The sequence below is a fragment of the Cellulosimicrobium sp. SJTW-1 genome, assembly GCF_047716875.1.
GTDB classification, from domain to species: domain Bacteria; phylum Actinomycetota; class Actinomycetes; order Actinomycetales; family Cellulomonadaceae; genus Cellulosimicrobium; species Cellulosimicrobium funkei.
On the sequence record NZ_CP136680.1, the window covers coordinates 3,618,049 to 3,642,430 of the forward strand.

Below are 24,382 nucleotides of genomic sequence, written 5' to 3' on the forward strand. Positions count from 1 at the left end.
CGAGGACGACGCGGCGGGTGCGGCGCAGGTCTCCCTGCGGGTCACGACGGCGTCAGCAGCCGCACATTCGCCCGGTGCGCACGCGGCGACAGCACGACGAGCCGGCGCAGGCTGCTGCGCGCGGGGTCGTGGTCACGACGTGCTGACGGGTCATGCCGACATCATGGGCACGACGGCGGCCCGCACGCCAATCTCCGACCGCGAAAGTCCACGATGTGGACCGGAAAGTGATCGCATGCCGGGAACGGAGGCGCCTCAACCGGGCGAAAAGCGGCGAATGCCGCGAGGTGGCGGGCGACACTTGGACGGTGGGGTGTGCGGTCCGGGGACGCAGAGGACCCCTCGCACACCCACCAGAGCTCACCTACCCTTGCTGCCTTCCGGCCCTGGGGGAGTTCGGCGAGATGATGCCGCACGAGGGGTCTGCACCCACCCTAGCCCAGGTCGGTGCCGCGCTCGAAACCCGCTCCACCGCGCGCCCCGCCGCGCGCCTGATCGCAGGCTCTCCGGAGGCGATTCGGCCGGGGCGCCGCCGTCCGGTATCCTCGTTGCGCTGCTGTCGGTGCGCATCCGTGCGTCGCCGACCGTCGCCAGGAGGATTCGCCTAGTGGCCTATGGCGCACGCTTGGAAAGCGTGTTGGGTTAACAGCCCTCGGGGGTTCGAATCCCCCATCCTCCGCAGACCGAAGGGCCCGCCGCACTCGCGGCGGGCCCTTCGTCGTCGGGGTGCGGGCGCACACCGAAAAGGCCCGTCGCACAGGTGCGACGGGCCTCTCGACGTCCCGACGGTCCGACGCGCCGGGACGTGGCGCCGGCGGTGCCGCCGACGGCTCCCCCCAGCCTACGGGTGTCCGGCCCGGAACGGCAGGGGTGGAGAGCCCCGGAGTCCCGGATCTTCGCCACATCCACCCACCCTGGGAGCCCCCTGGACCCCTGGACAGGCGTTGAACGCATGTTTAGTCTATTGAACATGCGTTCAGAGCAGCCTCCGCGGACCGGTCGGGCCACGCCCGCGCCGTCGGGCACCGACGACCTCACGACCCGCGCCCGCATCCGGGACGCCGCGATCTCGCGGTTCGCGCGTGACGGGTTCGGCGCGCCGCTGCGCACGGTCGCGGCGGACGCGGGCGTGAGCGCGGCGCTCGTCGTGCACCACTTCGGCTCCAAGGACGGGCTGCGCCGGGCCTGCGACGCGTACGTGTTCGACGCCGTCCGCGCCGCGAAGACCGACGCGATCTCGCCGCAGGACCCGGCGGCCGGGCCCATGGCGCTGTTCACGCAGCTCGCCGGGATCGAGGACTACGCGCCCGTGTTCGAGTACACGCTGCGCAGCCTCCAGGCGGGCGGCGACCTCGCGCGGTCGTTCGTCGAGCACCTCACGCAGGTCACGCTCGAGTACATGGAGGACGGCGTCGCCGCCGGGGTGATCCGCCCGAGCCGCGACGAGCCCGCCCGCGCGCGGTACCTCGTCTCGCTCTCCCTCGGCTCGCTCCTCGTCGACGGCGCGCTGCGCGAGCGGACCGAGCCGCGCGACCCCGAGACCGACCTCCGCGAGTACGTCGAGCGCGTGATGCTGCCCGCGCTCGAGGTCTTCACCGAGGGGCTCTTCGTCGAGCCGACGCTGCTCGACGCGTACGTCCGGCACACCACCCACCAGGAGGAGACGCGATGACGAGCACGACCCCCGCCGTCGAGGTGCACGACCTGCGCAAGGCGTTCGGCCACGTGCAGGCGCTCGACGGCCTCGACCTGACCGTCCGCACGGGCGAGGTCGCCGGGTTCCTCGGGCCCAACGGCGCCGGCAAGTCGACCACGATCCGGGTGCTGCTCGGGCTGCTGCGCGCCGACTCGGGGACCACCCGGCTGCTCGGCGGGGACCCGTGGCGCGACGCCGTCGACCTGCACCGCCGCCTCGCGTACGTGCCGGGCGACGTGAGCCTGTGGCCGAACCTCACCGGCGGCGAGGCGATCGACCTGCTCACCCGGCTGCGCGGGCGCGTCGACCCGCGCCGCAAGGCGCTCCTGCTCGAACGGTTCGAGCTCGACCCGTCGAAGAAGGCGCGCACCTACTCCAAGGGGAACCGGCAGAAGGTCGCGCTCGTCGCGGCGTTCGCGTCCGACGTCGAGCTGCTCGTGCTCGACGAGCCGACGTCGGGCCTCGACCCCCTCATGGAGTCGGTGTTCACGCAGTGCGTGCGCGAGGTCACGGCGGAGGGCCGGTCGGTGCTGCTCTCGAGCCACATCCTCGCGGAGGTCGAGAAGCTGTGCGACACCGTGACGATCATCCGGGCCGGCCGCACCGTCCAGTCCGGCACGCTCGCCGAGCTGCGGCACCTCACGCGGTCGTCGGTCACCGCGGTGACCGACCGCGACCCCGCCGCCCTCGACGCGCTCGACGGCGTGCACGACCTCCTCGTCGAGCCCGGCGCCGACGGGACGCGGGCGCGTTTCGACGTCGACAACGACCACGTGGAGCCCGTGCTGCGCGCGCTCACCGAACTGGGGCTGCGGTCCGTCACGGTCACCCCGCCGTCGCTCGAGGAGCTGTTCCTGCGCCACTACGGCGACGAGCTCGCCCAGCTCGACGGGGCCGGTGCGCTGTGAGCGCCCCCACCGCGGCCCCGCCCCGCGGACGAGGCGCCGCCGTCGCTCCCGAGCCCCCGGGTCCCGGCCGCGCGGCGACGGGCTGGCTCACCCTGCTGCGCTTCGTCCTGCGCCGCGACCGCGTCCGCATCCCCGTGTGGACGGCGTCCGTCGCGCTCCTCTTCGGGTACGCGGCGGTCGCCCTCGACACGCTCTACCCGACGGCGGCCGACCGCCAGGCGCGCGCGGCGCTCGTCTCGAGCCCGGCCGGGATCATGCTGTCCGGGCCGCAGTACGGCATCGAGGACTACACGCTCGGCGCGATGATCGCCAACGAGATGGCGCTCACCGTCATGGTCGCGGTCGCGATCATGAGCATCTTCCTCGTCGTGCGGCACACGCGCGCCGAGGAGGAGACCGGCCGGGCCGAGCTCGTCCGGGCGGGCGTCGTGGGGCGGCACGCGCCCGCGACCGCGGCGTTCGTGGCGGCGGTCGTCGCGAACGCGGCCATCGCGCTCGCGACCGGCGTCGTGCTCGTCGCGACCGGGCTCGACGCCGTGGACTCCCTCGCGCTCGGCGCCGCCGTCGGGGTCACGGGCCTCGTGTTCGCCGCCGTCGCCGTCGTGACGAGCCAGGTCACCGAGCACGCGCGCGGCGCGAGCGGGCTCGCGCTCGCCGTGCTCGGCGTCGCGTTCCTGCTCCGCGCCGTCGGCGACGTGCAGGAGGAGCACGGGAGCTGGGTCTCGTGGCTCTCCCCCATCGGGTGGGCGCAGCAGATCCGGGCGTTCGTCGACCTGCGCTGGTGGCCCCTCGGCCTGTCCGTCGCGCTCGTGGTGCTGCTCCTCGCCCTGGGCGCGGCGCTCGCCGCCCGGCGCGACCTCGGCGCCGGGCTCGTGCCGCCCCGCGCGGGCCGGCCCGACGCCGCCCGCTGGCTCGCGAGCCCGCTCGCCCTCGCGTGGCGTCAGCAGCGCGCGTCCGTGCTCGCGTGGGCGATCGGGATCGGCGTCACGGCGCTCGCGTGCGGGACGTTCGTCGACTCGGTGGGCGACATGGTCGCGGCCAACCCCGAGGTCGCCCAGATGATCGGCGACGCGTCCGACCTCGTGGCCGGCTTCGTCGCCGTCATGGCGCTCTTCCTCGGGCTCGGCGCGGGCGGGTTCGCCGTCGCCTCGGCCCAGCGTGCGCGGGGCGAGGAGACCGCGGGGCGGCTCGAGCCGGTGCTCGCGACGGGTGTCGGGCGCGTGCGGTGGCTCGCGGGCCAGCTCGTCGTGACGCTGGTCGGGACGTGCGTGCTGCTGGCCGTGAGCGCCGTCGGGCTGTGGCTCGGCGCCCTGAGCGTCGGGGAGGACGCGTTCGGCCTCGGTGACCACCTCGCCGCGTCGTTCGCGTACCTGCCCGCGGTCGCGGTCGTCGCGGGGGTCGCGGTGGCGGCGTTCGGGTCGCGCCCGGGCTTCGCGGCGCTCGCGTGGGCGCTCCTCGCCTACTCGTTCGTCGTGACGATGTTCGGCGCCCTGCTCGACCTGCCGTCGTGGGCGAGCGGGCTCTCGCCCTTCTGGCACGTGCCCCAGCTCCCCGGGGCCGACGCCGAGCCGTGGCCCTTCGTGTGGCTCACGCTCCTCGCCGTCGTGCTCGTCGCGCTGGGCCTCGCGGGCTTCCGCCGCCGCGACGTCCCGCGCCCCTGACGCGTGGCCGTCGTGGGCTCCGGCTAGGCTCGATCCACCTTTTCCGACCACGGAGGTGACGGTCATGTCCACGCCCGACCGGAGCGACGCGACGCGCTCGGCCAGGGCCACCCTGCACGAGTGGGTCGACGCGATCCCCGCGCGGGAGCCGACCGAGGGCGCGGGAGCCCGCGAGCCGCGCACGTGGGTCGCGGCCCTCGCGCTCGAGGGCACGTGGCTGGGCCTGTACCAGGACGCGTACCGGTTCACCGAGACGGAGTGGGACGAGCTGGTCGACGACCTCTCCCGGTACGCCGACGTCCGGCCGCCCGCGCGCGCCGTCGTGTTCCGCGACGTCGAGCTCGACGAGGACCCGTTCCGCGACGACGAGCGCCCGCTCGTGGACGCGGTGCTGCGGGTCGCGCTCGAGGAGGGGGTCGAGAACGTCACCTTCGCCGCGGTCGCGCGGCGGTGCGACCGCAGTGAGTCGACCCTCCGGTCGATGTTCGGGGACGCGGAGACGCTGGTCGACGACGTCGCGATCGAGGTCGTGCAGTCCGGGTTCGACGACCTCTCGCCGCTGCGGCTCGACCCGTCGCGCGCCGCGGTCGCGGCGTCGGTCGCGGCGCTCGACGACTCGCGCAAGGCGGCGGCGCTCCTGCGCCTCTACGCCCTCGGCGGGGTCGCGCGCGACGACGTGCCCGAGGGCCAGCACACGGTCCACGCGGACGTGCTGCGCGCGTGGCGGGAGGAGGGCGCGCCGTCGTCCCTCGTGCTCGCGGCGCTCGCGTGCGACGGCTGGCGGGCGGGCGAGCGGCAGCGCGCGCTGCTCTTCCCTCCGGCCCTGCCGGGTGCGGTCGCGCGCGAGCTCGCGCGCCTCGTCGACGACGCCGCGGGCCCCGTGACGCCGTAGCGGTCCCCTCACGGCCCGCGGCTCCCGCTCAGCGCCGGAGCTCGCGCTCGTGGACGACGCCGGGGCACGGGACCGCGACGACGTCACCACGCCGCAGGTCCTCGGGGAATCGCGCGACGCCCCCGGCGCGACCGGGGGCGGGGTGCACGGTGAAGCGGCGCAGGGACGCCGCCGAGACGCGGCCGACGAGCCGGGCCTCCTCGACCACCGCGCCGCACGCGTCGAGGTCGGCGTCGAGCCACACCTGCCGGTGGTGGCCCCCGAGGCGCGGGACGACGTCCTCCACCCCGGCGAGCACGACGCACCGCGGCGACGCCTCCCACAGCCGCCCGACGCGGCCCGGGTCGGCGCTCGCGGGCACGTGGACGGTCGGGGTCGCGCGCAGCCGGGCGCAGGCGGCGAGGCTCGTCCCGTCGACGAGCACGTCGTGCGGGGCGAGGACGGTGCCGCCCGGCCAGGCCGACGAGGGAGCGCCGCGCAGCGCGGCGAGCCGGGCGGCGAACGCGGTGTGCACGAGGGTCATGGCTCCGGTCTACCGCGCGCGGCGGGGGCGGAGACCGGGCCTGACGGAACGCACACGGCCCGCGCCCGGATCCTCACGGCCTCCCGACGGGCGGGGCCGTCCGCCCGCGGGGAGGCTGCTCGCCGGCCGTCGTCAGGACGCCGCGGTCGGGGAGCCCGGGTCCGGCTCGAAGCGGTAGCCCATGCCCGCCTCGGTGAGCAGGTAGCGCGGGGCCGCCGGCTCCGGCTCGAGCTTCTTGCGGAGCTGCGCGACGTACAGGCGCAGGTAGCCCGTGTCGCTCACGTGCTGGGAGCCCCAGATCTCCGTGAGCAGCGTCTGCCGCGTGACGAGCTTGCCCGGGTTGCGGACGAGCCGCTCCAGCACCTGCCACTCCGTCGGGGTGAGCCGCACCTGCTCGGTCTGGCCGTCGCGCACGCGCACGACGCTGTGGGCCGACAGGTCGACCGTCACGTCGCCCAGCACGACGACCGGCGCGGAGTCCTCGTGCGCGACGCGGCGCGTGAGCGCGCGGATGCGGGCGAGCAGCTCCTCGATGGAGAACGGCTTCGTGACGTAGTCGTCGGCGCCCGCGTCGAGGGCCTCGACCTTGTCGGCGGCGCCCGTGCGCCCGGACACCACGAGGATCGGGGCGTCCGACCAGCCCCGGACGGCGTGGATCACGTCGAGGCCGTCGAGCTCGGGCATGCCGAGGTCGAGCATGAGGACGTCGGGCCGGTGGTCGATCGCGCGCGCGATCGCCTGCGAGCCCGAGGTCGCCGTGATGATCTCGTAGCCCTGCGCGGTGAGGGTGATGCGCAGGGCGCGCAGGATCTGCGGGTCGTCGTCGGCGATGAGGATCTTCATGGCGCGCTGGTCTCCGGTGCGTCGGGGTGGGGCGTCGGGCCCGCGGCGGGCAGGGCCACGACCATGGTGAGCCCTCCGCCGGGGGTGTCCTCGGGGGTGAGCGTGCCGCCCATGCCCTCGACGAACCCCTTCGACAGCGCGAGGCCGAGCCCGAGGCCGGTCGTGTTGTCGGTGTCGCCGAGGCGCTGGAACGGCACGAACACGTCCTCGCGCCGCTCGGGCGGGATGCCCGGGCCGTGGTCGACGACGCGGATCTCGACCGACCCCCCGAACGCGCTCGTCGAGATCCGCACGCGCTCGTCCGGCGGCGAGTGCCGCGTCGCGTTGGCGAGCAGGTTGACCAGCACGCGCTGGAGCAGCACCGGGTCGGCGACGACCGCGGGGACGTCGAGCTCGAGGTCGAGCTCCACCTGGGCGGGCCCGAGACCGAGCTCGTCGAGCGCCGGCAGCACGACGTCGGCCGGCTCGACCTCGGTGCGCGACACCCCGAGGACGCCCGCCTCCAGCCGGCTCACGTCGAGCAGGTCGGTGATGAGCGTGCCGAGCGCGCCGAGGCTCTCGTCGGCGGTCGCGAGCAGCTCGTCCCGGTCGGCGGGGCTGAGCGCGCCGCGCGTCGAGCGCAGGCCGCTCACGGCGGCGGTCGCGGCGCTCAGCGGGCGGCGCAGGTCGTGGCTCAGCGCCGAGAGCAGCGCGCTGCGCACGCGGTCGGACTCGGCGAGCTGGTCCATCTCGCTCGCGACCTCGGCGAGGTCGCTGTGCTCGAGCGCGGCCTCGAGCTGGACCGCGATGACGTTGAGCAGGCGCCGCTCGGACGCGGCGAGGTCCGGCCCGAACAGCTCGAGGTCCGCCCGGTCGTCCACGCGCACCGTCGTGCTGGGCGCGCCCGGCCCCGGGTCGCCGTCGGCCGCGAGCTCCGTCCCGGAGACGACGAGCCGCGCCCCCACCATGCCGAACGCCTCGCGCGCCCGGCTCACGAGGGCCTGCACGGCGTCCTGCCCGCGCAGGACGCTGCCCGCGACCGTGGCGAGCACCTCGGACTCCGAGGCCGCCCGCCGGGCCGCGCGCGTCGTGCGCGCCGCGCGGTCGACGACGACGCTCACGAGCACGGCGATGACGACGTACAGGACGAGGGCCACGAGGTGGAACCGCTCGCCCACGGTGATCGTGTGCAGGGGCTCGACGAAGAAGTAGTCGAGCGTGACGCCCGACAGGACCGCGGCGTAGACCGCGGGCCAGACGCCCCCGACGAGCGCGACGACGACGACGAGCAGCTGGTACGCCAGGACGTCGGTCACGAGCGTGTCCTCGTCGCGCGCCGTGACGAGGAGCCAGGTGAGCAGCGGTCCGCCGACGAGCGCGAGGACGAACCCCGCGACGCGACGCCGCAGGGTGAGCGCGCCGCCCGAGCGGGGCAGGCGTGCCCCTCCCCCGGCGGCGGCGTGGTTGACGATGTGGACGTCGATGTTGCCCGCCTCGCGCGTGACCGTCGCGCCGATGCCGGGGCCGCTGAGGGCCGACGCGAGCCTGCCCCGGCGCGATACCCCGATGACGAGCTGCGTGGCGTTGACGCCCTTGGCGAACTCGACGAGCGCGGTGGGGACGTCGTCGCCCACGACCTGGTGGTACGTCCCGCCGAGCTGCTCGACGAGCGCGCGCTGGTGCGCGAGCGCGCCGGGGGCGGCGTCGCGCAGGCCGTCCTGCGTCGTGACGTGCACCGCGAGGAGCTGGCCGCCCGCAGACCGCGCGGCGATCCGGGCGCCGCGCCGCACGAGCGTCTCCCCCTCGGGGCCGCCCGTGAGCGTCACGACGACGCGCTCGCGCGCCTCCCACGTGCTGTCGATCCCGTGCTCGGTCCGGTAGAGCTGGAGCGCCGCGTCCACCTCGTCGGCGAGCCAGAGCAGCGCGAGCTCGCGCAGCGCGGTGAGGTTGCCGAGGCGGAAGTAGTTCGACAGCGCCGCGTCGACGCGCTCGGCCGGGTACACGTACCCGCCCGCCAGACGGTCGCGCAGCGCCTGGGGCGCGAGGTCGACGACCTCGATCTGGTCGGCGCCGCGCAGGACGGCGTCGGGGATCGTCTCGCGCTGCACGGCGCCCGTGATCTTCTCGACCACGTCGTTGAGCGACTCGATGTGCTGGATGTTGACGGTCGAGATGACGTCGATCCCGGCGTCGAGCAGCCGGTCGACGTCCTGCCAGCGCTTCTCGTGGGCGAGGCCCGGCGCGTTCGTGTGCGCGAGCTCGTCGACGAGCGCGACGTCCGGGCGCCGCGCGAGGACGGCGTCCAGGTCGAGGTCCGTGAGCTCGACGCCCCGGTGGGTCACGCGGACGCGCGGCACCACCTCGAGGCCCTCCGCCATGGCCGCCGTCGCGGCGCGGCCGTGGGTCTCCACGACCGCGACCACGACGTCCCGGCCCTCGTCGCGCAGACGGCGGCCCTCCTCGAGCATGGCGTAGGTCTTCCCGACGCCGGGCGCCGCGCCGAGGAGGACCCGCAGCCGTCCGCGCGCCATGCTCAGCCTCCGATCCGGTCCAGGGCGACGTTGAGCTCGAGCACGTTCACCGTCGGCTCGCCGAGGTACCCCAGCGCACGCCCCCCAGTGTGCCGCGCGACGAGCTCCTCGACCTGCGCGGTGGTCAGACCGCGCGCCGCCGCGACGCGGTCGACCTGGACGGCGGCGTAGGCCGGGCTGATGTGAGGGTCGAGCCCGGAGCCCGAGGCCGTGAGCGCGTCCACGGGGACGTCGGCCGGGTCGATGCTCTCGAGCTCCGCGACCTGGGCGCGCCGCTCCGTGATCGCGGCGACGAGGTCGGCGTTCTCGGGGCCGAGGTTCGAGCCAGACGACGCCGCGGCGTCGTACCCGTCGCCCGCGGCCGACGGCCGGGGCTGGAAGTACTCGGGCAGCGGGTCGCCGTCGGCGTCGGTGAACGCCTGGCCGAGCAGGGCCGACCCGACGACCCGGCCCGCGCCGTCGTGCACCAGCGATCCGTCGGCGCGCGCCGGAAGGACGAGCTGCCCGACGCCGGTGACGACGAGCGTGTACCCGACGCCGAGGAGGAGGGTGAGGACGAGCATCGCCCGGGTCGCGACCCAGACGACCCGCCCGGTGCTGCGTGCCGTGGTGTTCATGGGGTTCTCCTGGTCGTCGTGCGGGTCAGTAGCCGGGGAGGAGGCGCACGACGAGGTCGATGAGCCAGATGCCGACGAACGGGGCCGCGAGGCCGCCGACGCCGTAGACGAGCAGGTTCCGCCCGAGGATCGTCGAGGCGTCGGCGGGCCGGTACCGCACGCCGCGCAGCGCGAGCGGGATGAGCAGCACGATGACGATCGCGTTGAAGACGATCGCCGACAGCACCGCCGACGACGGCGAGCTGAGGCCCATGACGTTGAGCACCTCGAGGCCGGGGAACACGCCCATGAACATCGCGGGGATGATCGCGAAGTACTTCGCGACGTCGTTGGCGATCGAGAACGTGGTGAGCGCCCCGCGCGTGATGAGGAGCTGCTTGCCGATGCGCACGACGTCGATGAGCTTCGTCGGGTCGGAGTCGAGGTCGACCATGTTGCCGGCCTCCTTCGCGGCCGACGTGCCGGAGTTCATCGCGACGCCCACGTCGGCCTGCGCCAGGGCGGGCGCGTCGTTCGTGCCGTCGCCCGTCATCGCGACGAGGTTGCCGCCCTCCTGCTCGGCGCGGATGAGCGCGAGCTTGTCCTCGGGCGTGGCCTCGGCGAGGAAGTCGTCGACGCCGGCCTCCTGCGCGATGGCGGCGGCGGTGAGCGGGTTGTCGCCCGTGATCATCACCGTGCGGATGCCCATCGACCGCAGCTCGGCGAAACGGTCCGCGATGCCCTCCTTGACGACGTCCTTGAGGTGGACGACGCCGAGCACGCGGCTCGCGCCGTCCGGCGTCCGCACCGCGACGACGAGCGGCGTGCCGCCCGACTGCGCGACCTCCTCCACGACGTCGTCGAGCTCCGCGAGCACGCTCGACGCCGCCCGCTCGCCGCCCTGCTCGACCCACGCCGTCACGGCGGAGCCGGCGCCCTTGCGGATCTGGGTCCCGTCCGGCTCGTCGAGCCCCGACATCCGGGTCTGCGCCGTGAACGGCACGATCTCGCCCGGCGCGGTCGGCCCGACGTCGAGGCCCCCGCGGCGCGCGAGCTCGACGATCGACGTGCCCTCCGGCGTCGGGTCGGCGAGGGACGACAGCGCGGCGGCGCGGACGAGCTCGCGCTCGTCGACGTCGCGCAGCGCGACGAACCGCGCGGCCTGCCGGTTGCCGTAGGTGATGGTGCCCGTCTTGTCGAGCAGGAGGGTCGTGACGTCGCCCGCCGCCTCGACCGCGCGGCCGGACATCGCGAGCACGTTGCGCTGCACGAGGCGGTCCATCCCCGCGATGCCGATCGCCGAGAGCAGCGCGCCGATCGTCGTCGGGATGAGGCAGACCAGGAGCGCGACGAGGACGGCGACGCTCACGGGGCTCGCCGCGTACGACGCGACGGGGTTGAGCGTGAGGGCGACCACGACGAACACGATCGACAGCGACGCCAGGAGGATGCTCAGCGCGATCTCGTTCGGCGTACGCTGCCGGCTCGCGCCCTCGACGAGCGCGATCATCCGGTCGACGAACGTCTCGCCCGGCATCGAGGTGACGCGCACGACGATGCGGTCCGACAGGACGCGGGTGCCGCCGGTGACGGCGGACCGGTCGCCGCCCGACTCGCGGATCACCGGCGCGGACTCTCCGGTGATCGCGGACTCGTCGACCGACGCGATGCCCCAGACGATCTCGCCGTCGCCGGGGACCAGCTCCCCCGCCTCGACGACGACGACGTCCCCCAGCCGCAGGTCGGCCGAGGACACCTCGACCGCGCGGGCGCGCAGGGCGGCGGGGTCGTCCGTCTCGTCGTACGCGGCGACCCGGTGCGCGACGGTCGCGGTGCGGGTCCGGCGCAACGAGTCGGCCTGGGCCTTGCCGCGGCCCTCGGCGACCGACTCCGCGAGGTTGGCGAAGAGGACCGTGAGCCAGAGGAACACGGCGATGACCGCGGTGAAGGACCCGGGGACGGGCGTGCCGCCCGACTCCTCCGGGCCGCCGAGGAAGGGCTCGACGACCGCGATGACGGTGGTGAGCGCGGCCCCGACCCAGACGAGGAACATCACGGGGTTGCGCCACATCTGGCGCGGGTCGAGCTTGCGGAACGCGCCGGGCAGCGCCTGGCGCACCTGCGACCAGGTGAAGAGGCCGCCGGTGGTCGCGGCCGGCTGGTGCACGGCGCGCGGGGACGGGTGGGTGAGCGTGGACATGGGTTACAGCAGCCCTTCAGCCAGGGGACCCAGCGCGAGAACGGGGAAGTACGTGAGCGCGGTGAGGAGGACCACCACGCCGATCAGGAGCCCCACGAACTGGGGGCGGTGGGTCGGCAGAGTGCCGACGGTCGCGGGCACCTTGTCCTGCTGCGCGAGCGAGCCCGCGAGCGCGAGGACGAGGGCGATCGGCACGAACCGGCCGAGCAGGATCGCGACGCCGAGCGCGGTGTTGAGCCACGGGGTGTTCGCGGTGAGACCCGCGAACGCCGACCCGTTGTTGTTGGCCGCGGACGTGAACGCGTACAGCACCTCGGTCGTGCCGTGCACGCCGGGGTTCCAGATCGACACCGTCTCGACGCTCTCGCGCACGGGCGGGATCGCGAAGCTCAGGGCCGTGCCGACGAGCACGAGCGTCGGCGTCACGAGGATGTAGAGGCTCGCGAGCTTGATCTCGCGCGGCCCGATCTTCTTGCCCAGGTACTCCGGCGTGCGACCGACCAGCAGGCCCGCGATGAAGACCGCGATGACGGCGAGCACGAGCATCCCGTACAGCCCGGAGCCGACGCCGCCCGGGGCGACCTCGCCGAGCATCATGTTGAGCAGCGGGAGCATCCCGCCCAGCGCCGTGTAGGAGTCGTGCATCGAGTTGACCGCGCCGGTCGACGTCGTGGTGCTCGTCGTGGCGAAGAGGGTCGAGCCGATGATCCCGAACCGCGCCTCCTTGCCCTCCATCGCACCCCCGGCGAGCTGCGGCGCGGTGCCGTTCCCGGCAGACTCCAGCGCGGTGAGCGCGACGAACGACGCCACGAAGAGCACGCCCATCGTCGCGAGGATCGCGTAGCCCTGGCGGTCGTCGCCGACCATGCGGCCGAACGTGCGCGGCAGGGAGAACGGGATGACGAGCATGAGCAGGACCTCGACGACGTTCGTCCACGCCGACGGGTTCTCGAACGGGTGCGCCGAGTTCACGTTGAAGAACCCGCCGCCGTTCGTGCCGAGCAGCTTGATGACCTCCTGCGAGGCCACCGGCCCGCCCGGCACGCTCTGGGTGCCGCCCGCGAGGGTCGTGACCTGCGTGAAGCCGTCGAAGTTCTGCACGACCCCGCCGACGAGCAGCACGACCGCGCCGACGAGGGAGATCGGGAGCAGGATGCGCAGGCACCCGCGCACCAGGTCCACCCAGAAGTTGCCGATCGTGCCGACCCGGCGGTACGCGAAGCCCCGCACGAGCGCGACGGCGACCGCCATGCCCACCGCCGCGGACACGAAGTTCTGCACCGCGAGCCCGGCGAGCTGCACGGTGTAGCCGAGCGTCTGCTCGGGCGAGTACGACTGCCAGTTCGTGTTGCCCACGAACGACGCGGCCGTGTTGAAGGCGAGGTGCTCCGACGGCGCGGGCAGCCCGAGCGAGTACGGGAGCCACTGCTGCGTGCGCTGGAGCAGGTAGAGCAGCACGAGGCCCACGGCCGAGAACGCGAGGATGCTGCGCAGGTAGGCGGGCCACGTCTGCTCGGAGCGGGGGTCGACGCCCAGGACGCGGTACAGGCCCCGCTCCACCCGCCAGTCCTTCGGCGAGGAGTAGACCCGCGCCATGTGGTCGCCCAGCGGGCGGTAGAGCGCCGCGAGGACCAGGGCGACGGTCCCGAGCGCGAGGAGCGCGAAGATCCAGGTCATCAGAAGCGCTCCGGTCTCACGAGCGCCACCACGAGATACACGGTCGCCGCCGCACCGAGAGCCACGGCGAGGAGCTCGAGCACGATCACAGCTTCTCCACCGCCTTCCCGATTCCGGCGACCAGCACGAACACGGCGATCACGCCGAGCACGTAGACGATGTCGAGCACGAGACGTCCCCAGGTCGAGACCGACGGCCCCCTGTCGGGCGGCCGGGCACCCACCGGACGGGGCGCCGACGACGATCGAACACCCGCTCCGGCGCGGCGGAGCCCGTCCTCACGGGACCCATACGGGTGGGGGCGCGACGCTAACGATCTCCTGACGCCCGGCCGCCGGTCCGGGCGGTCGCGGACGAGCCCGTCGGTTCCCGTGGGGAGTTCGTGACGAGTGCGTGACCGGCGCCCCGCCATCGGGGGCGGCGGCCGCCGTCGGGCACCTAGGATGTCCCGCATGATCTTCAAGGCCGTCGGCGACGGGCGCCCCTACCCGGACCACGGCCGGGTCACCGCCCGCGACTGGGCGGAGGTGCCCCCGCGTCAGGTGCGCCTCGACGAGCTCGTCACCACCAAGCGCACGCTCGACCTCGACGCGCTCCTCGCCGAGGACTCCACGTTCTTCGGCGACCTCTTCGCGCACGTGGTCGAGTTCGACGGCGTCCTCTACCTGGAGGACGGCCTGCACCGCGCCGTCCGCGCCGCGCTGCAGCAGCGGGCGATCCTGCACGCGCGCGTGCTGACGCTGCGATGAGCGGCCGGTCCGGTAGGTTGCTGGCGTGACACTCCGCCCCGACACCGCGCGCGCCGTCCGCCGCCGGCGCATGCACGAGCGCCAGGCAGTCGTGTTCGGGCTGCTCATCGCGGCGCTCGCCGTCGTCGGGATCGGCGCCCTCGCCGTGTACACCGGCGCGATCGAGGCGCCGTTCGACCGGGAGCTGTCCTCCCCCGAGGCCGTCGACGACCTCGCGGACGTCAAGGTCCCCTGCCTCGCGGACGGCACCCTGCCCGTCGCCACCGGCGACATCCAGGTCAACGTCTACAACGCGTCCGGCAAGGACGACCCGCTGGGCCGGCTCAACCAGGACATCCTCACGTCGCGCGGGTTCGCGGTGCTCTCGACGGGCAACGCCCCGGACCTCGACGGCGACGGGAAGTCCGACGTCGTGTCGCGCACGCAGATCCACTTCGGTGCCGCGGGCGTCGCGCAGGCGTACACCCTCGCCGCGCACTACGAGAACCCGGGCCTAGTGCTCGACGCGCGCGAGGACGCGACGGTCGACCTCTACGTGGGCGCCGACTTCGAGAACATCGTGGACCCGGAGCTCGTCGGCCTGTCCGGCGACGTCCCGCTCGAGAGCCGTGCGGGGTGCGTCCCGATCGAGGAGATCACGCCCCGCCCGCTGCCCGTGCCGCCCGCCGAGGGCTAGCACGTCCCGGCCCGGCTCCCGCCGGGCACCCTGACCGCCGAACGGTACCCATGAGCACCCTGCCCCTCCGGCCCGCCCGGACCACCGACCCCGCCGAGGTCGACCGCCTGTACGAGATCTGCCTGCGGACCGGTGCGTCCGGCGCCGACGCGAGCGGGCTCTACACCGACCAGCGCCTGCTCGGCGAGGTCTACCTCGGCGCGTACCTCGCGCTCGAGCCGGGCCTGGCGTCCGTCGTCGAGGCCGACGGCGTCGCCGCCGGCTACGTGCTCGGCGCCCGCGACACCGCCGCGTTCGAGGACCGGTGCGAGCGCGAGTGGTGGCCGCCGCTGCGGGAGCGCTACCCCCTCGGGAGCTTCCCCGCGGGGTCGCGCGACGAGGCGCTCGTCGAGCAGATCCACCGCCCGCACCGCACGGACCCGTCCGTGCTCGGCGACTACCCGTCGCACCTGCACGTCGACCTGCTGCCGGCGGCCCAGGGCGGCGGCAACGGCCGCCGCCTCATGGAGGTGCTCTTCGACGCGCTGCGCGCCGCCGGGTCGCCCGGGGTGCACCTCGGCGTGGCGGAGGACAACGCGTCCGCGATCGGCTTCTACGAGCACCTCGGCTTCACCCGGCTCGACGTCGCCGAGGGCCTCGTCCTGGGCCTGCGCCTCTAGCCGACGGCCCGGCGGGCTCGCGCCTGCCGGGCCGTCGTCTCCGTGGAGCCTCCGAGGAGGCCGCTCCCGCGCGTCGCGTCAGCGGGCGTCCTCGACCGTCTCGTGGACGGCGGGCTCGTCGCCCCCGGGGGCCGACGCCGGGCTGGCAGGCTCCTGCGTCGTGCCGCGCCACCGCGAGAGGTTCCGCATCACGTGGTAGATCACGAGCGCCGCGGCGGTGCCCAGCGCGATCCCCTCGAACGTCAGGTCGCCCACGGCCCACGTGAAGTTGGCGATGCCGACGACGAGCGGCACGGCCGCGGTCGTGAGGTTGACCGGGTCGGAGAAGTCGACCTTGTTCTGCACCCAGATGCGCGCGCCGAGGATGCCGATCATGCCGTAGAGCATGGTCGCGGCACCGCCCAGGACGCCGACCGGGATCGTCGCGATGAGCGCGCCGAACTTCGGCGACAGGGAGAGCACCAGCGCGGTCGCCGCCGCGACCCAGTACGCCGCGGTCGAGTACACGCGCGTGGCGGCCATGACCCCGATGTTCTCGGCGTACGTCGTCGTGCCCGACCCGCCGCCGACGCCCGCGAACGTCGTCGCGAGGCCGTCGGCGAAGAGCGCGCGACCGGTGAGGTCGTCGAGGTTCTTGCCCGTCATCGCGGCGACCGACTTCACGTGCCCGACGTTCTCCGCGATGAGCACGAGCACGACCGGGACGAACAGGCCGAGCACGGCGACGTCGAACGTCGGCGTGACGAACTCCGGGAGCCCGACCCAGGCAGCCTTGCGCACCGGGTCGAACGACACCTCGCCCTGGATCACGGCCACGACGTAGCCGACGACCACGCCGACGAGGATCGACAGCCGCCCGAGGATCCCCTTGAACAGGACGCTCACGAGGATGATCGCGGCGAGCGTGACGACGGCCGTGACCGGCGCCTGCCGGAAGTTGCCCCACGCCGCCGGGGCGAGGTTGAGCCCGATGAGCGCGACGATCGTGCCCGTGACGATCGGCGGCATGACGACGTCGATCCACCGTGCGCCCGCGACGTGGACCAGGAGGCCGACGGCCGCGAGCACGAGGCCCGTGACGAGGATCCCGCCGACCGCGACCGACTGGCCCTGGGACGCGGTCGCCGCACCGATCGGCGCGATGAACGCGAAGCTCGACCCGAGGTAGCTCGGGAGGCGGTTCCGCGTGATGAGCAGGAACCCGACCGTGCCGATCGCCGAGAAGAACAGCGTCGTCGCGGGCGAGAAGCCCGTGAGGAGCGGCACGAGGAACGTCGCGCCGAACATGGCGACGACGTGCTGCATCCCGATCCCGATGGTCCGCGGCCAGGTCAGACGCTCGTCCGGGTCGACGACGTCCCCCGGTCGGACCGTCTTCCCGTCACCGTGCAACCGCCACCCGATGGCGCTCATGTCTCTCCCGTCCGTGAAGCCCGTGTGAAAAAACCCCCGGTGCAGGGTAGTGGTCCGACGTCACGGCGGTGTTTCCGGGGCGACCCGTGGGCGCCGACGTCACGGCAGCTGCGGCACGACCTCGCTCGCGACGAGCTCCAGGTGGTCGAGGTCGTGCAGGTCGAGCACCTGGAGGTAGAAGCGCGTCGCGCCCTGCTCCGCGGCGGCCGCGATCTTGTCCGCGACCTCGCCGACCGTGCCGGCCAGACCGTTGCGGCGGACCTCGTCGGGCTCGCGCCCGATCGCGTCGGCCCGACGGCGGAACTCCGCCTCGTCCTTGCCCACCGCGACGACGAACGCCGCCGAGTACACGAGCGAGTCGGGGTCGCGGTCGGCGTCGAGGCACGCGGCGCGCACGTTCTCGAACCGGTCGGGCAGGACGCCCGGGTCGGGGAACGCCGCGTTGAACTCGCTGGCGTACCGGGCCGCGAGCGCCGGGGTGCGCCGGGGCCCGTGGCCGCCGACGATCACCGGGACGCGCTCCTGCGCGGGCTTCGGCAGGGCCGGGGAGTCCGTGAGCGTGTAGTGCTCGCCGCTGAAGGAGAACGTCTCGCCGACCGGCGTCTCCCACAGCCCGGTGATCACCGCGAGCTGCTCCTCGAGGATCCCGAACCGCTTCTCCGGGAACGGGATGCCGTACGCCTCGTGCTCGCGGGCGTACCAGCCCGCGCCGAGGCCGAGCTCGACGCGGCCGCCCGACATCTGGTCGACCTGCGCGACCTGGATCGCGAGCACGCCGGGGTGGCGGAACGTCGCCGACGACACGAGCGTGCCGAGCCGGATGCGGCTCGTCTCGCGGGCGAGGCCGGCGAGCGTCGTCCAGGCGTCGGTCGGGCCGGGCAGCCCGTCGCCGTCGCCCATGACGAGGTAGTGGTCGGAGCGGAAGAAGGCGTCGAAACCGAGGTCCTCGGTGGCCTTCGCGACAGCGAGGAGGTCGTCGTACGACGCGCCCTGCTGGGGCTCGGTGAAGATGCGCAGGTCGATCTGGGTCATGCCGTCACCCTGCCACACCGCGCGCCCGCCCCCGCCCGCACGACGCCCGCTTCGCGAGGTAGGACGTGCGGTCGCGGACGAGGACGCGCAGAGCTCTACCTCGCGCCCGGACGTCCTACCTCGCGCGCCACGACGGACGCGGTGCGGTCAGTCCGCCAGAGGGACGAGGTCGAGCTCCTGGAACTCCGCGACCTCGGGGACCCACCGCTCGGCGACGAAGCGGCGGTGGTCCGGGTGGGCGTCGTACGCGGCGTACGCGGCGTCGTCGTCGAACACCATGGAGAACTGGAACGTCAGCGGGCTCTTCGGGCTCACCTGGCGCGAGACGGTGAAGTCCCGGACGCCCGGGACCCCGGTGAGCGTCGTGCGGGCGGTGCCGAGGAACTCGGCCTCCTCCGCGCTGCCGGCGGGGTGGACGAGGCGGAAGGCAACGGTGTGCTGGATCACCTCGCCACGGTAGACGGGGCACGTGACCGGCGCCCGCTAGTCTCGCCGCGTGCGCATCCTCTGGCGTGACCTCGCGAGGTCCTTCGACGAGAGCGTCGAGGGGCGCCTGCCGGACGGGTTCGTGCGCGGCAGCCGGGCGTCCGACGGCGCGCGGCTCGTCGAGCGGTACCGCGCGCTCGGCTGGTCCGTCGAGCGGGACGGCCGGCCGTGGGACGGTGGCGCACTCCACCGCGCCGCGGACCACGCGCTCCCGACGGCCTTCGTCCGCCTCGCCCCCGGCGTCTCCGTCAACCTGTTCCTGTGGCCCGACGACGAGATCGCCTTCGACCTCGACGCCCGGGAGATCCACGACCAGCACACCCTCGACGCGGTCTGCCGCTTCCTCGCGCAGACGGGCCGGGCGCTCGCCACGGACGTCGACCTGTGCCCGGAGGGGACGACCACGCCGTTCCTGCGATACACCCGGCAGGCGGACAGCGTGGGCCGCTGTCCCTAGGCTGGCGACCATGCGCGTGAGCACCGTGATCCTGCCGATCTACCCGTGGCGCGAGGGCCGGGACGTGTGGCGGTCCGCCGACGACCTCGGGTTCCACGCCGCCTACACGTACGACCACCTGTCGTGGCGGTCGTTCCGCGACGGCCCGTGGTTCGGCGCGGTCCCGACGCTCGCCGCCGCGGCGGGCGTCACCGAGCGGGTGCGGCTGGGCACGCTCGTGTCGTCGCCGAACTTCCGCGAGCCGGTGACGTTCGCGAAGGACGTCATGACGCTCGACGACCTGTCGGGCGGGCGCGTGACCGTCGGCCTCGGCGCGGGGACGACGGGCTTCGACGCGACGGTCCTCGGCGGCGAGCCGTGGTCGGCCCGGGAGCGCGCCGACCGGCTGCGCGACTTCACGATCCTGCTGGACCGCCTGCTCACCGAGCCCGCCGTCACGCACGACGAGGGGCACTACCGGGCGCACGAGGCGCGGACCATACCCGGCCCGGTCCAGTCGCCCCGGGTGCCGTTCGCCATCGCCGCGACCGGCCCGCGCGGGCTGCGGCTGGCCGCGCGCTACGGGGAGGCGTGGGTGACGACGGGCGACGGCCGCCTCGGGGACGACGCGACCCCGGCGCAGTCGCGGGCCGCCGTCCGCGACCAGGTGGAGCGGCTCGACGCCGCCTGCCGCGACGCCGGTCGCGACCCGGGGTCGGTGGAGCGCATCCTGCTCACGGGCTTCACGCCCGACCCCGCGCTGGAGTCCGTCGACGCGTTCGTCGAGACGGCGCACGGGTACGCGGAGGCCGGCATCACGGAGATCGTCGTCCACCGGCCCATCCCGGGCACCCAGTTCGCGGCCGACGAGCGCGTGTTCGAGCAGATCGCGACCGACGGCGCCGCGCAGGTCACCGGGCTGTAGGGGCGCGGGCCGTCACGCCTCGGGGTGACGGGCTAGAACAGGACGTCGAGCACGAACCGGACCGGGGCCGTCACCGTCTCCCACAGCACACGCCCGGCCGACCTCCGCTCGAGGCGCGCCAGGCGCGCGGAGAAGACGGCGGCGGCGATCCCCCCGAGGACCGCGGCACCCAGGCAGACGCCCACGAGCCACGGCGGCAGGTCGACCAGGTAGCCGACGAGCGACAGCACGGCGGCGACCCCGCCCAGCACGAGGCTGACCACGAGGCCCCACGCCCCGACGGGGTCGAGCTCGGGGCCGCTGCGCGCCTCCGGGGTGTCCTCCACGCGCACAGTGTGCCGCACCTCCGGCACGTCCTCCCGCCCGGGTGGAACCTCTCGGGGCGTCGCTGCGTGTCAGAGACAGAGGGCCCGCGACACATGCCGTGCGAGGGCTCACCGGACCGGGACGCGAGGAGGCGACGTGCGCAAGGCACCGGCGGGGTGGTACGCGGACGCACCGGGCTCGGGGAGCGAGCGCTGGTACGACGGCGCGGCGTGGACCGACCGGACGCGCGAGCGCCGGGCGCGGGACGACGTCGGGCCGTGGCGGCGGGTCGTCGTGCTCGGGTCGCTGGTCGTGCTGGTCGTCGCGGCGCCGCTTCTCCTCGCCGTGCTCGGCTGAGGCTCCCGCCGGGAGAGCCTCCTGCCGGGGCGCATCAGCCGAGCGGCCCCCGCACCCGGTAGGTCACGTGGGTCACCTGGGACGCCGCTCGCACGGCGACGGTCTCGAGCGCGAGGGGCGGGACGCCGTCGAGCACGCGGTCGCCGTGGCCGAGGACCTGGGGCACGACGTGCAGCCGGAGCTCGTCGAGCAGCCCCGCCGTGATCACCTGGTTGATGGTCGCGGCCCCGCCCGCGATCGCGACGTCCCGGTCCCCCGCGGCCTCCCGCGCCTGCGCGACCGCTGACTCGACGCCGTCGGTGACGAAGAAGAACGTCGTCCCGCCCTCCAGGACGAGCGGTTCGCACGGGTGGTGCGTGAGCACGAACACCGGCGCGTGGTACGGCGGCTCCGGGCCCCACCAGCCCTGCCAGTCCGGGTCCCACTCCCCTCGCCCGGGCGTGAACATGTTCCTGCCCATGACGAACGCCCCCGCGTCGACGATCGCGGCGATCTCGGCCGCGTTCTCGTCGGCGGTCTCGACCATCCACCGGTGCAGGTCCACGCCCGCGCCGAACGGGTGCTCCAGCGTCTGGTCGGGGCGCGAGGAGTACCCGTCCACCGACACCGCCACGTCGCACGTCACGTTCCCCATGCCGCCCTCACCCTCCGCGGTCCGCGTGCGCCGCGGCCGCCGTCGTCCGTCCTGACGACACGTCCGACCGCGGGCGGGCGCGGAACTCATCGCCGCAGCCGGGTCAGCGCGGTGCGGGGGCCTCCTCGGTGGCGATGCGGAGGGCGGCGACGAGCTCGCGGTAGAGCTCGTCGGTCGCGAGGAGCTGGGGGTGCGTGCCGCGCGCGCGGACGCGGCCGTCCTCCATGACGAGGATGACGTCGGCGTCGATGACCGTGGACAGGCGGTGCGCGATGGTCACGACGGCGCGTTCGCGGGCCAGGTCCTCGATGACGGCGTGCACGGCCGCCTCGGTGAGCCCGTCGACCTGGGCGGTGGCCTCGTCGAGGAGCAGCACGTCGGGCGCGTGCAGGACGGCGCGCGCGAGGGCGACGCGCTGGCGCTCGCCGCCCGAGACGGTCGTCCCGACGAGCGACGTGTCGAGGCCGTCGGGCAGCGAGCGCACCTTGGCGGCGAGCCGCACCTGCGCGAGCGCCGCCCACATCGCCTCCTCCGTCGCGGCGGGGTCCGAGAGGCGCAGGTTCTCGCGGATGGTGCCCGGCACGACGGGGGTCTCCTGCTCGACGTACGCGAAGCGGCGCCGCACGTCGTCGAACGTGAGGTCGTCGTAGGGCACGCCGTCGAGGAGGATCCGCCCCGACTCGGGCTGCAGGAAGCGCAGCAGGAGCGAGAAGGTCGTGGTCTTGCCCGCCCCGGACGGGCCGACGATCGCGACCTGCCCGCGCGCGGGCACGTCGAGGTCGAGGTCGCGCACCACGGGCTCGCCGCCCGGCAGGTAGCGCGCGGTGACGCCGCGCAGCGACAACCGCGGCGCGTCGTGCGGGGCCGCCGTGCCCGACGCCGCGCCCACCCCGGCCGGACGACGCGCGGCGGGGTCGTCGTCCTCCTCCGGCTCGATGGCCTGGACCTCGCGGATCCGCCCCGCGGCCGCGATGCCGGCCTGGAGCTGGGTGACGTTCATGGTCAGCCCCGTGACGGGCTCGACGATCTGGAACGCGTAGAGCAGGAACGCGACGAGGCTCGACACGGCCAGGAGCCCCTGGTCCACGCGCCAGGCGCCGAGCGCGAGGATGACGATGATCGCGAGCTGGATGCCGCCCCCGGCGATGCTCCAGGCGACCGCCTCGGTCCGCACGGCCCGCACGCTGTGGCGCGCGGAGTCCTGCGCGTCGTCGAGCACGCGGTCGATCTGGCGGCCCTCCGCGCGGCTCGCCTTGATCGTGCGGATCGCCCGCAGCCCGCCCTCGAGCGTGCCGCCGAGGCTGCCGAGCGACTCCTGCGCCTTCTCCTGCGCCTTCGCGATGCGGGGCATGAGGGCGCCCACGAGGACGCCGATGACGACGATCGCCCCGAGCGTCGTGCCGAGCAGGACGAGGTCGAGCACGCCCATGAGAACGACCGTGCCCACGAGGGACACCGCCAGGTTCACGAGGTTGACCAGGCTCGACGACGCCGCCTCGCGCAGCAGCACCGTGTCGGACGTGACGCGCGTGACGAGCTCGCCCGTCGGGCGGCCGGTGAGCGCGCCGATCCGCGCGCGGAAGAAGCGCCGCACCATGGACGACCGCGCGTCGAGCACCACGCGCTCGGCGAGCGTGCCGAGCAGGACCCACTGCCACAGCCCGAGCACGAGCCCGACGACGAGCAGCCCGACGAGCGTGAGCACGGCCGGGGTCAGCGACTCCCCCGTGCCGAGCGTGTCGAGCACCCACTTGGTCACCATCGGCGTCGCGAGGGTCGCGGCGGTCGTCCCGAGACCGAGCACGAGGCCGAGCAGCAGGGTCCGGCGGTGCGGGCGGACGAACTGCCACAGCACCGCGAGGCGCGGGAGGAACGGGCCCCGCGGGATGGCGTCGGGAGGAGCGGACGGTGCCTCGGACGTGGTGGCGGTCGGGGACATGTCGTCAACCATGGTTGACATCCTCTCTCGTGTCAATCGTCGTTGACGCGGCGCGGGAGGTCGCGCGCCGGAGCGCTCGACGCCCCTAGTGGAACACGTGTGTTCCATCCGTGACAAGCGGCGTTCCGTCACGGCGCGGGCTATCGTGGGCCGCGTGACGGCACGAACGAGCGCGCGGAGCACCCCCGCGGCCACGCCCTCCGGAGCGGCTCCCGACGCGCCGCCCACGAGCGGCACCCGCACCCGGACCCGGCGCGCGATCCTCGACGCGGCCGTCTCGGTGCTCAGCACGGACAAGTCCGCGTCGCTCGGCGACGTCGCGCAGGCCGCCCAGGTGGGCCGCACGACCCTGCACCGCTACTTCCCCGAGCGCGCCGACCTCGTCGAGGCGATCGGCGCCGAGACCGTCGAGCGCACGCGCGCGGCGATCGCCGCCGCGCGGCTCGACGACGGGCCCCCGGCCGCGGCGCTGCGCCGCCTCGCCTTCGAGTACTTCGACCTCGGCCCCTGGTACATGGTGCTGTTCACCGAGCTCGCCGACGCCGAGTCCGCGTTCTGGGCCGAGTCCGAGCAGGCCGAGGAGCCGGTGCGGGAGCTGCTGCGCCGCGGGCAGGAGGCCGGCGTCGTCGACGACCAGCTCAGCGTGGCATGGATCGTCCGCACCCTGTGGTGGATGCTGTTCAACGCGTGGTCCATGGCCGACGACGGCGAGATCTCGCGCGCCGACGCGCTCCGCATGGCCGTCCGCAGTATCGAGGGCGTCGCCCTCACGCGCGAGGCCCGCGCATGAGCGTCAGCCCGGGGCCGGCACCCCGCCCCGGCCTCGGCGAGCGGCTGCGCCGCTGGTGGCAGCGGGCCGACGACGTCCGGAGCGGCGTGCGCTGGGCGAGCGTCGCGACCGTGCTCGGCGGGATCGTCGTCGCGGTCGTGTGCCTCGTGCTCGTGCTGCGCGGCCGCGTCTGGGCGTGGGTCCCGCTGGTGGTCGCCGCGGCCGTCGCGCTGCGCGAGGTCCGCTACCTGCAGCGCGCCGCCCGGGGCGGCCGGCCCCGGTACCAGGAGAACGCCCCGCGCTGACCGCCGGGCGGTCGCTCGTCCGGGCCGCCGTGCGGTCGGCCGTGGGGTCGCCCGTGCGGCCGGCGGTGCGAGAGCGTGCACCTCGCGGGCCACGAGGACCACGCACTCGTCATCCGGAGGTCGCACCCCGGTGGGCCGCAGGATCCACCGGACGGGCGACGCGCCCGAGGTGCGCCGCGGGGAAGACTGG

General features: G+C 74.5%; 26 protein-coding genes, 1 tRNA gene and 1 other RNA gene. 13 read left to right on the forward strand and 15 right to left on the reverse strand.

From position 1 onward, the window contains the following. Nucleotides 1-330: 330 nt before the first annotated feature. Nucleotides 331-427, reverse strand: an RNA gene (gene ffs / locus RSE42_RS16260) — signal recognition particle sRNA small type. Between the two features lie 166 nt (nt 428-593). On the opposite strand from ffs, the gene RSE42_RS16265 reads away from it, so the two are divergent. From RSE42_RS16265 to RSE42_RS16285, 5 genes are all read left to right on the forward strand, one after another. Continuing rightward, nucleotides 594-679, forward strand: a tRNA-Ser gene (locus tag RSE42_RS16265). Between the two features lie 291 nt (nt 680-970). Then, nucleotides 971-1,672, forward strand: coding sequence for a TetR/AcrR family transcriptional regulator (locus RSE42_RS16270; protein ID WP_076404487.1), 702 nt, complete (start codon nt 971-973; stop codon nt 1,670-1,672). Next, the gene (locus RSE42_RS16275; RefSeq protein WP_363375506.1) at nt 1,669-2,604 is read left to right on the forward strand and encodes an ABC transporter ATP-binding protein; all 936 of its coding nucleotides are present in this window, start codon (nt 1,669-1,671) and stop codon (nt 2,602-2,604) included. The genes RSE42_RS16270 and RSE42_RS16275 overlap by 4 nt, the downstream gene beginning before the upstream one ends. Continuing rightward, entirely contained in the window at nt 2,601-4,265 is a 1,665-nt protein-coding gene (locus RSE42_RS16280) for an ABC transporter permease (RefSeq protein WP_415297135.1), read from the forward strand. The genes RSE42_RS16275 and RSE42_RS16280 overlap by 4 nt, the downstream gene beginning before the upstream one ends. Nucleotides 4,266-4,329: 64 nt before the next feature. Then, entirely contained in the window at nt 4,330-5,157 is an 828-nt protein-coding gene (locus tag RSE42_RS16285) for a hypothetical protein (protein WP_415297137.1), read from the forward strand. Nucleotides 5,158-5,185: 28 nt separating this feature from the next. Here RSE42_RS16285 and RSE42_RS16290 read toward each other — a convergent pair whose 3' ends face one another. The 8 genes from RSE42_RS16290 to RSE42_RS16325 all read right to left on the reverse strand — a co-directional run bounded on the left by RSE42_RS16290 (nt 5,186) and on the right by RSE42_RS16325 (nt 13,729). After that, on the reverse strand, nt 5,186-5,680 hold the full coding sequence (locus RSE42_RS16290; RefSeq protein ID WP_415297139.1) for a hypothetical protein: 495 nt from the start codon (nt 5,678-5,680) through the stop codon (nt 5,186-5,188). A gap of 132 nt (nt 5,681-5,812) precedes the next feature. Next, complete coding sequence (locus RSE42_RS16295; protein ID WP_061268972.1) at nt 5,813-6,523, reverse strand: response regulator; 711 nt, start codon at nt 6,521-6,523, stop codon at nt 5,813-5,815. Then, the gene (locus tag RSE42_RS16300) at nt 6,520-9,033 is read right to left on the reverse strand and encodes an ATP-binding protein (RefSeq protein ID WP_415297141.1); all 2,514 of its coding nucleotides are present in this window, start codon (nt 9,031-9,033) and stop codon (nt 6,520-6,522) included. Before RSE42_RS16300 ends, RSE42_RS16295 begins: the two co-directional genes overlap by 4 nt. 2 nt (nt 9,034-9,035) lie before the next feature. Further along, a complete protein-coding gene (gene kdpC, locus RSE42_RS16305; RefSeq protein WP_415297143.1) occupies nt 9,036-9,650 on the reverse strand; it encodes a potassium-transporting ATPase subunit KdpC in 615 nt (204 codons plus the stop codon). A 25-nt stretch (nt 9,651-9,675) separates the two neighbouring features. Then, complete coding sequence (gene kdpB / locus RSE42_RS16310; protein ID WP_415297145.1) at nt 9,676-11,829, reverse strand: potassium-transporting ATPase subunit KdpB; 2,154 nt, start codon at nt 11,827-11,829, stop codon at nt 9,676-9,678. A 3-nt stretch (nt 11,830-11,832) separates the two neighbouring features. Beyond that, the gene (gene kdpA, locus RSE42_RS16315) at nt 11,833-13,506 is read right to left on the reverse strand and encodes a potassium-transporting ATPase subunit KdpA (RefSeq protein WP_415297147.1); all 1,674 of its coding nucleotides are present in this window, start codon (nt 13,504-13,506) and stop codon (nt 11,833-11,835) included. Then, a complete protein-coding gene (locus RSE42_RS16320) occupies nt 13,506-13,595 on the reverse strand; it encodes a potassium-transporting ATPase subunit F (RefSeq protein ID WP_391512722.1) in 90 nt (29 codons plus the stop codon). Before RSE42_RS16320 ends, kdpA begins: the two co-directional genes overlap by 1 nt. Continuing rightward, nucleotides 13,592-13,729 (reverse strand): hypothetical protein, encoded by a 138-nt coding sequence (locus RSE42_RS16325; RefSeq protein WP_163188684.1) that lies wholly within the window; start codon nt 13,727-13,729, stop codon nt 13,592-13,594. The genes RSE42_RS16320 and RSE42_RS16325 overlap by 4 nt, the downstream gene beginning before the upstream one ends. A gap of 229 nt (nt 13,730-13,958) precedes the next feature. Between RSE42_RS16325 and RSE42_RS16330 the strand changes: the two genes are divergently transcribed. From RSE42_RS16330 to RSE42_RS16340, 3 genes are read left to right on the forward strand one after another with little or no spacing between them, the layout of a single operon-like run. Then, the gene (locus RSE42_RS16330; RefSeq protein WP_021480409.1) at nt 13,959-14,255 is read left to right on the forward strand and encodes a type II toxin-antitoxin system VapB family antitoxin; all 297 of its coding nucleotides are present in this window, start codon (nt 13,959-13,961) and stop codon (nt 14,253-14,255) included. A 25-nt stretch (nt 14,256-14,280) separates the two neighbouring features. Further along, nucleotides 14,281-14,931 carry a LytR C-terminal domain-containing protein gene (locus RSE42_RS16335; protein ID WP_043652283.1) on the forward strand — a complete coding sequence of 217 codons (651 nt, stop codon included), beginning with the start codon at nt 14,281-14,283 and terminating at the stop codon, nt 14,929-14,931. A gap of 50 nt (nt 14,932-14,981) precedes the next feature. Then, nucleotides 14,982-15,590: a GNAT family N-acetyltransferase gene (locus RSE42_RS16340; RefSeq protein ID WP_415297150.1), complete on the forward strand. Its 609-nt coding sequence runs from the start codon at nt 14,982-14,984 to the stop codon at nt 15,588-15,590. A gap of 78 nt (nt 15,591-15,668) precedes the next feature. Here RSE42_RS16340 and RSE42_RS16345 read toward each other — a convergent pair whose 3' ends face one another. The 3 genes from RSE42_RS16345 to RSE42_RS16355 all read right to left on the reverse strand — a co-directional run bounded on the left by RSE42_RS16345 (nt 15,669) and on the right by RSE42_RS16355 (nt 18,482). Next, a complete protein-coding gene (locus tag RSE42_RS16345) occupies nt 15,669-17,003 on the reverse strand; it encodes a uracil-xanthine permease family protein (protein WP_251176765.1) in 1,335 nt (444 codons plus the stop codon). Between the two features lie 99 nt (nt 17,004-17,102). Further along, on the reverse strand, nt 17,103-18,026 hold the full coding sequence (locus RSE42_RS16350; protein WP_031315298.1) for an LLM class F420-dependent oxidoreductase: 924 nt from the start codon (nt 18,024-18,026) through the stop codon (nt 17,103-17,105). 156 nt (nt 18,027-18,182) lie between these two features. Beyond that, nucleotides 18,183-18,482, reverse strand: coding sequence for a Dabb family protein (locus RSE42_RS16355; protein ID WP_137280767.1), 300 nt, complete (start codon nt 18,480-18,482; stop codon nt 18,183-18,185). 49 nt (nt 18,483-18,531) lie between these two features. Here RSE42_RS16355 and RSE42_RS16360 point away from each other — a divergent pair, with 49 nt between their 5' ends. Further along, on the forward strand, nt 18,532-18,978 hold the full coding sequence (locus RSE42_RS16360) for a hypothetical protein (RefSeq protein WP_415297153.1): 447 nt from the start codon (nt 18,532-18,534) through the stop codon (nt 18,976-18,978). A 10-nt stretch (nt 18,979-18,988) separates the two neighbouring features. Then, nucleotides 18,989-19,882 (forward strand): LLM class flavin-dependent oxidoreductase, encoded by an 894-nt coding sequence (locus RSE42_RS16365; protein WP_043652271.1) that lies wholly within the window; start codon nt 18,989-18,991, stop codon nt 19,880-19,882. Nucleotides 19,883-19,914: 32 nt separating this feature from the next. Here the strand turns inward: RSE42_RS16365 and RSE42_RS16370 are convergent, their stop codons facing one another. Next, a complete protein-coding gene (locus RSE42_RS16370) occupies nt 19,915-20,208 on the reverse strand; it encodes a hypothetical protein (RefSeq protein WP_415297156.1) in 294 nt (97 codons plus the stop codon). A 136-nt stretch (nt 20,209-20,344) separates the two neighbouring features. Here RSE42_RS16370 and RSE42_RS16375 point away from each other — a divergent pair, with 136 nt between their 5' ends. Next, nucleotides 20,345-20,545 carry a DUF2510 domain-containing protein gene (locus RSE42_RS16375; protein WP_415297158.1) on the forward strand — a complete coding sequence of 67 codons (201 nt, stop codon included), beginning with the start codon at nt 20,345-20,347 and terminating at the stop codon, nt 20,543-20,545. Nucleotides 20,546-20,579: 34 nt separating this feature from the next. Here the strand turns inward: RSE42_RS16375 and RSE42_RS16380 are convergent, their stop codons facing one another. After that, nucleotides 20,580-21,179, reverse strand: coding sequence for a dihydrofolate reductase family protein (locus RSE42_RS16380; RefSeq protein WP_415297159.1), 600 nt, complete (start codon nt 21,177-21,179; stop codon nt 20,580-20,582). 103 nt (nt 21,180-21,282) lie between these two features. Then, complete coding sequence (locus RSE42_RS16385; protein ID WP_415297161.1) at nt 21,283-23,118, reverse strand: ABC transporter ATP-binding protein; 1,836 nt, start codon at nt 23,116-23,118, stop codon at nt 21,283-21,285. 154 nt (nt 23,119-23,272) lie between these two features. Here RSE42_RS16385 and RSE42_RS16390 point away from each other — a divergent pair, with 154 nt between their 5' ends. Next, nucleotides 23,273-23,908, forward strand: coding sequence for a TetR/AcrR family transcriptional regulator (locus RSE42_RS16390; RefSeq protein WP_171468392.1), 636 nt, complete (start codon nt 23,273-23,275; stop codon nt 23,906-23,908). After that, nucleotides 23,905-24,192 carry a hypothetical protein gene (locus RSE42_RS16395; RefSeq protein WP_232322700.1) on the forward strand — a complete coding sequence of 96 codons (288 nt, stop codon included), beginning with the start codon at nt 23,905-23,907 and terminating at the stop codon, nt 24,190-24,192. The genes RSE42_RS16390 and RSE42_RS16395 overlap by 4 nt, the downstream gene beginning before the upstream one ends. The last annotated feature ends 190 nt before the right edge of the window (nt 24,193-24,382 follow it).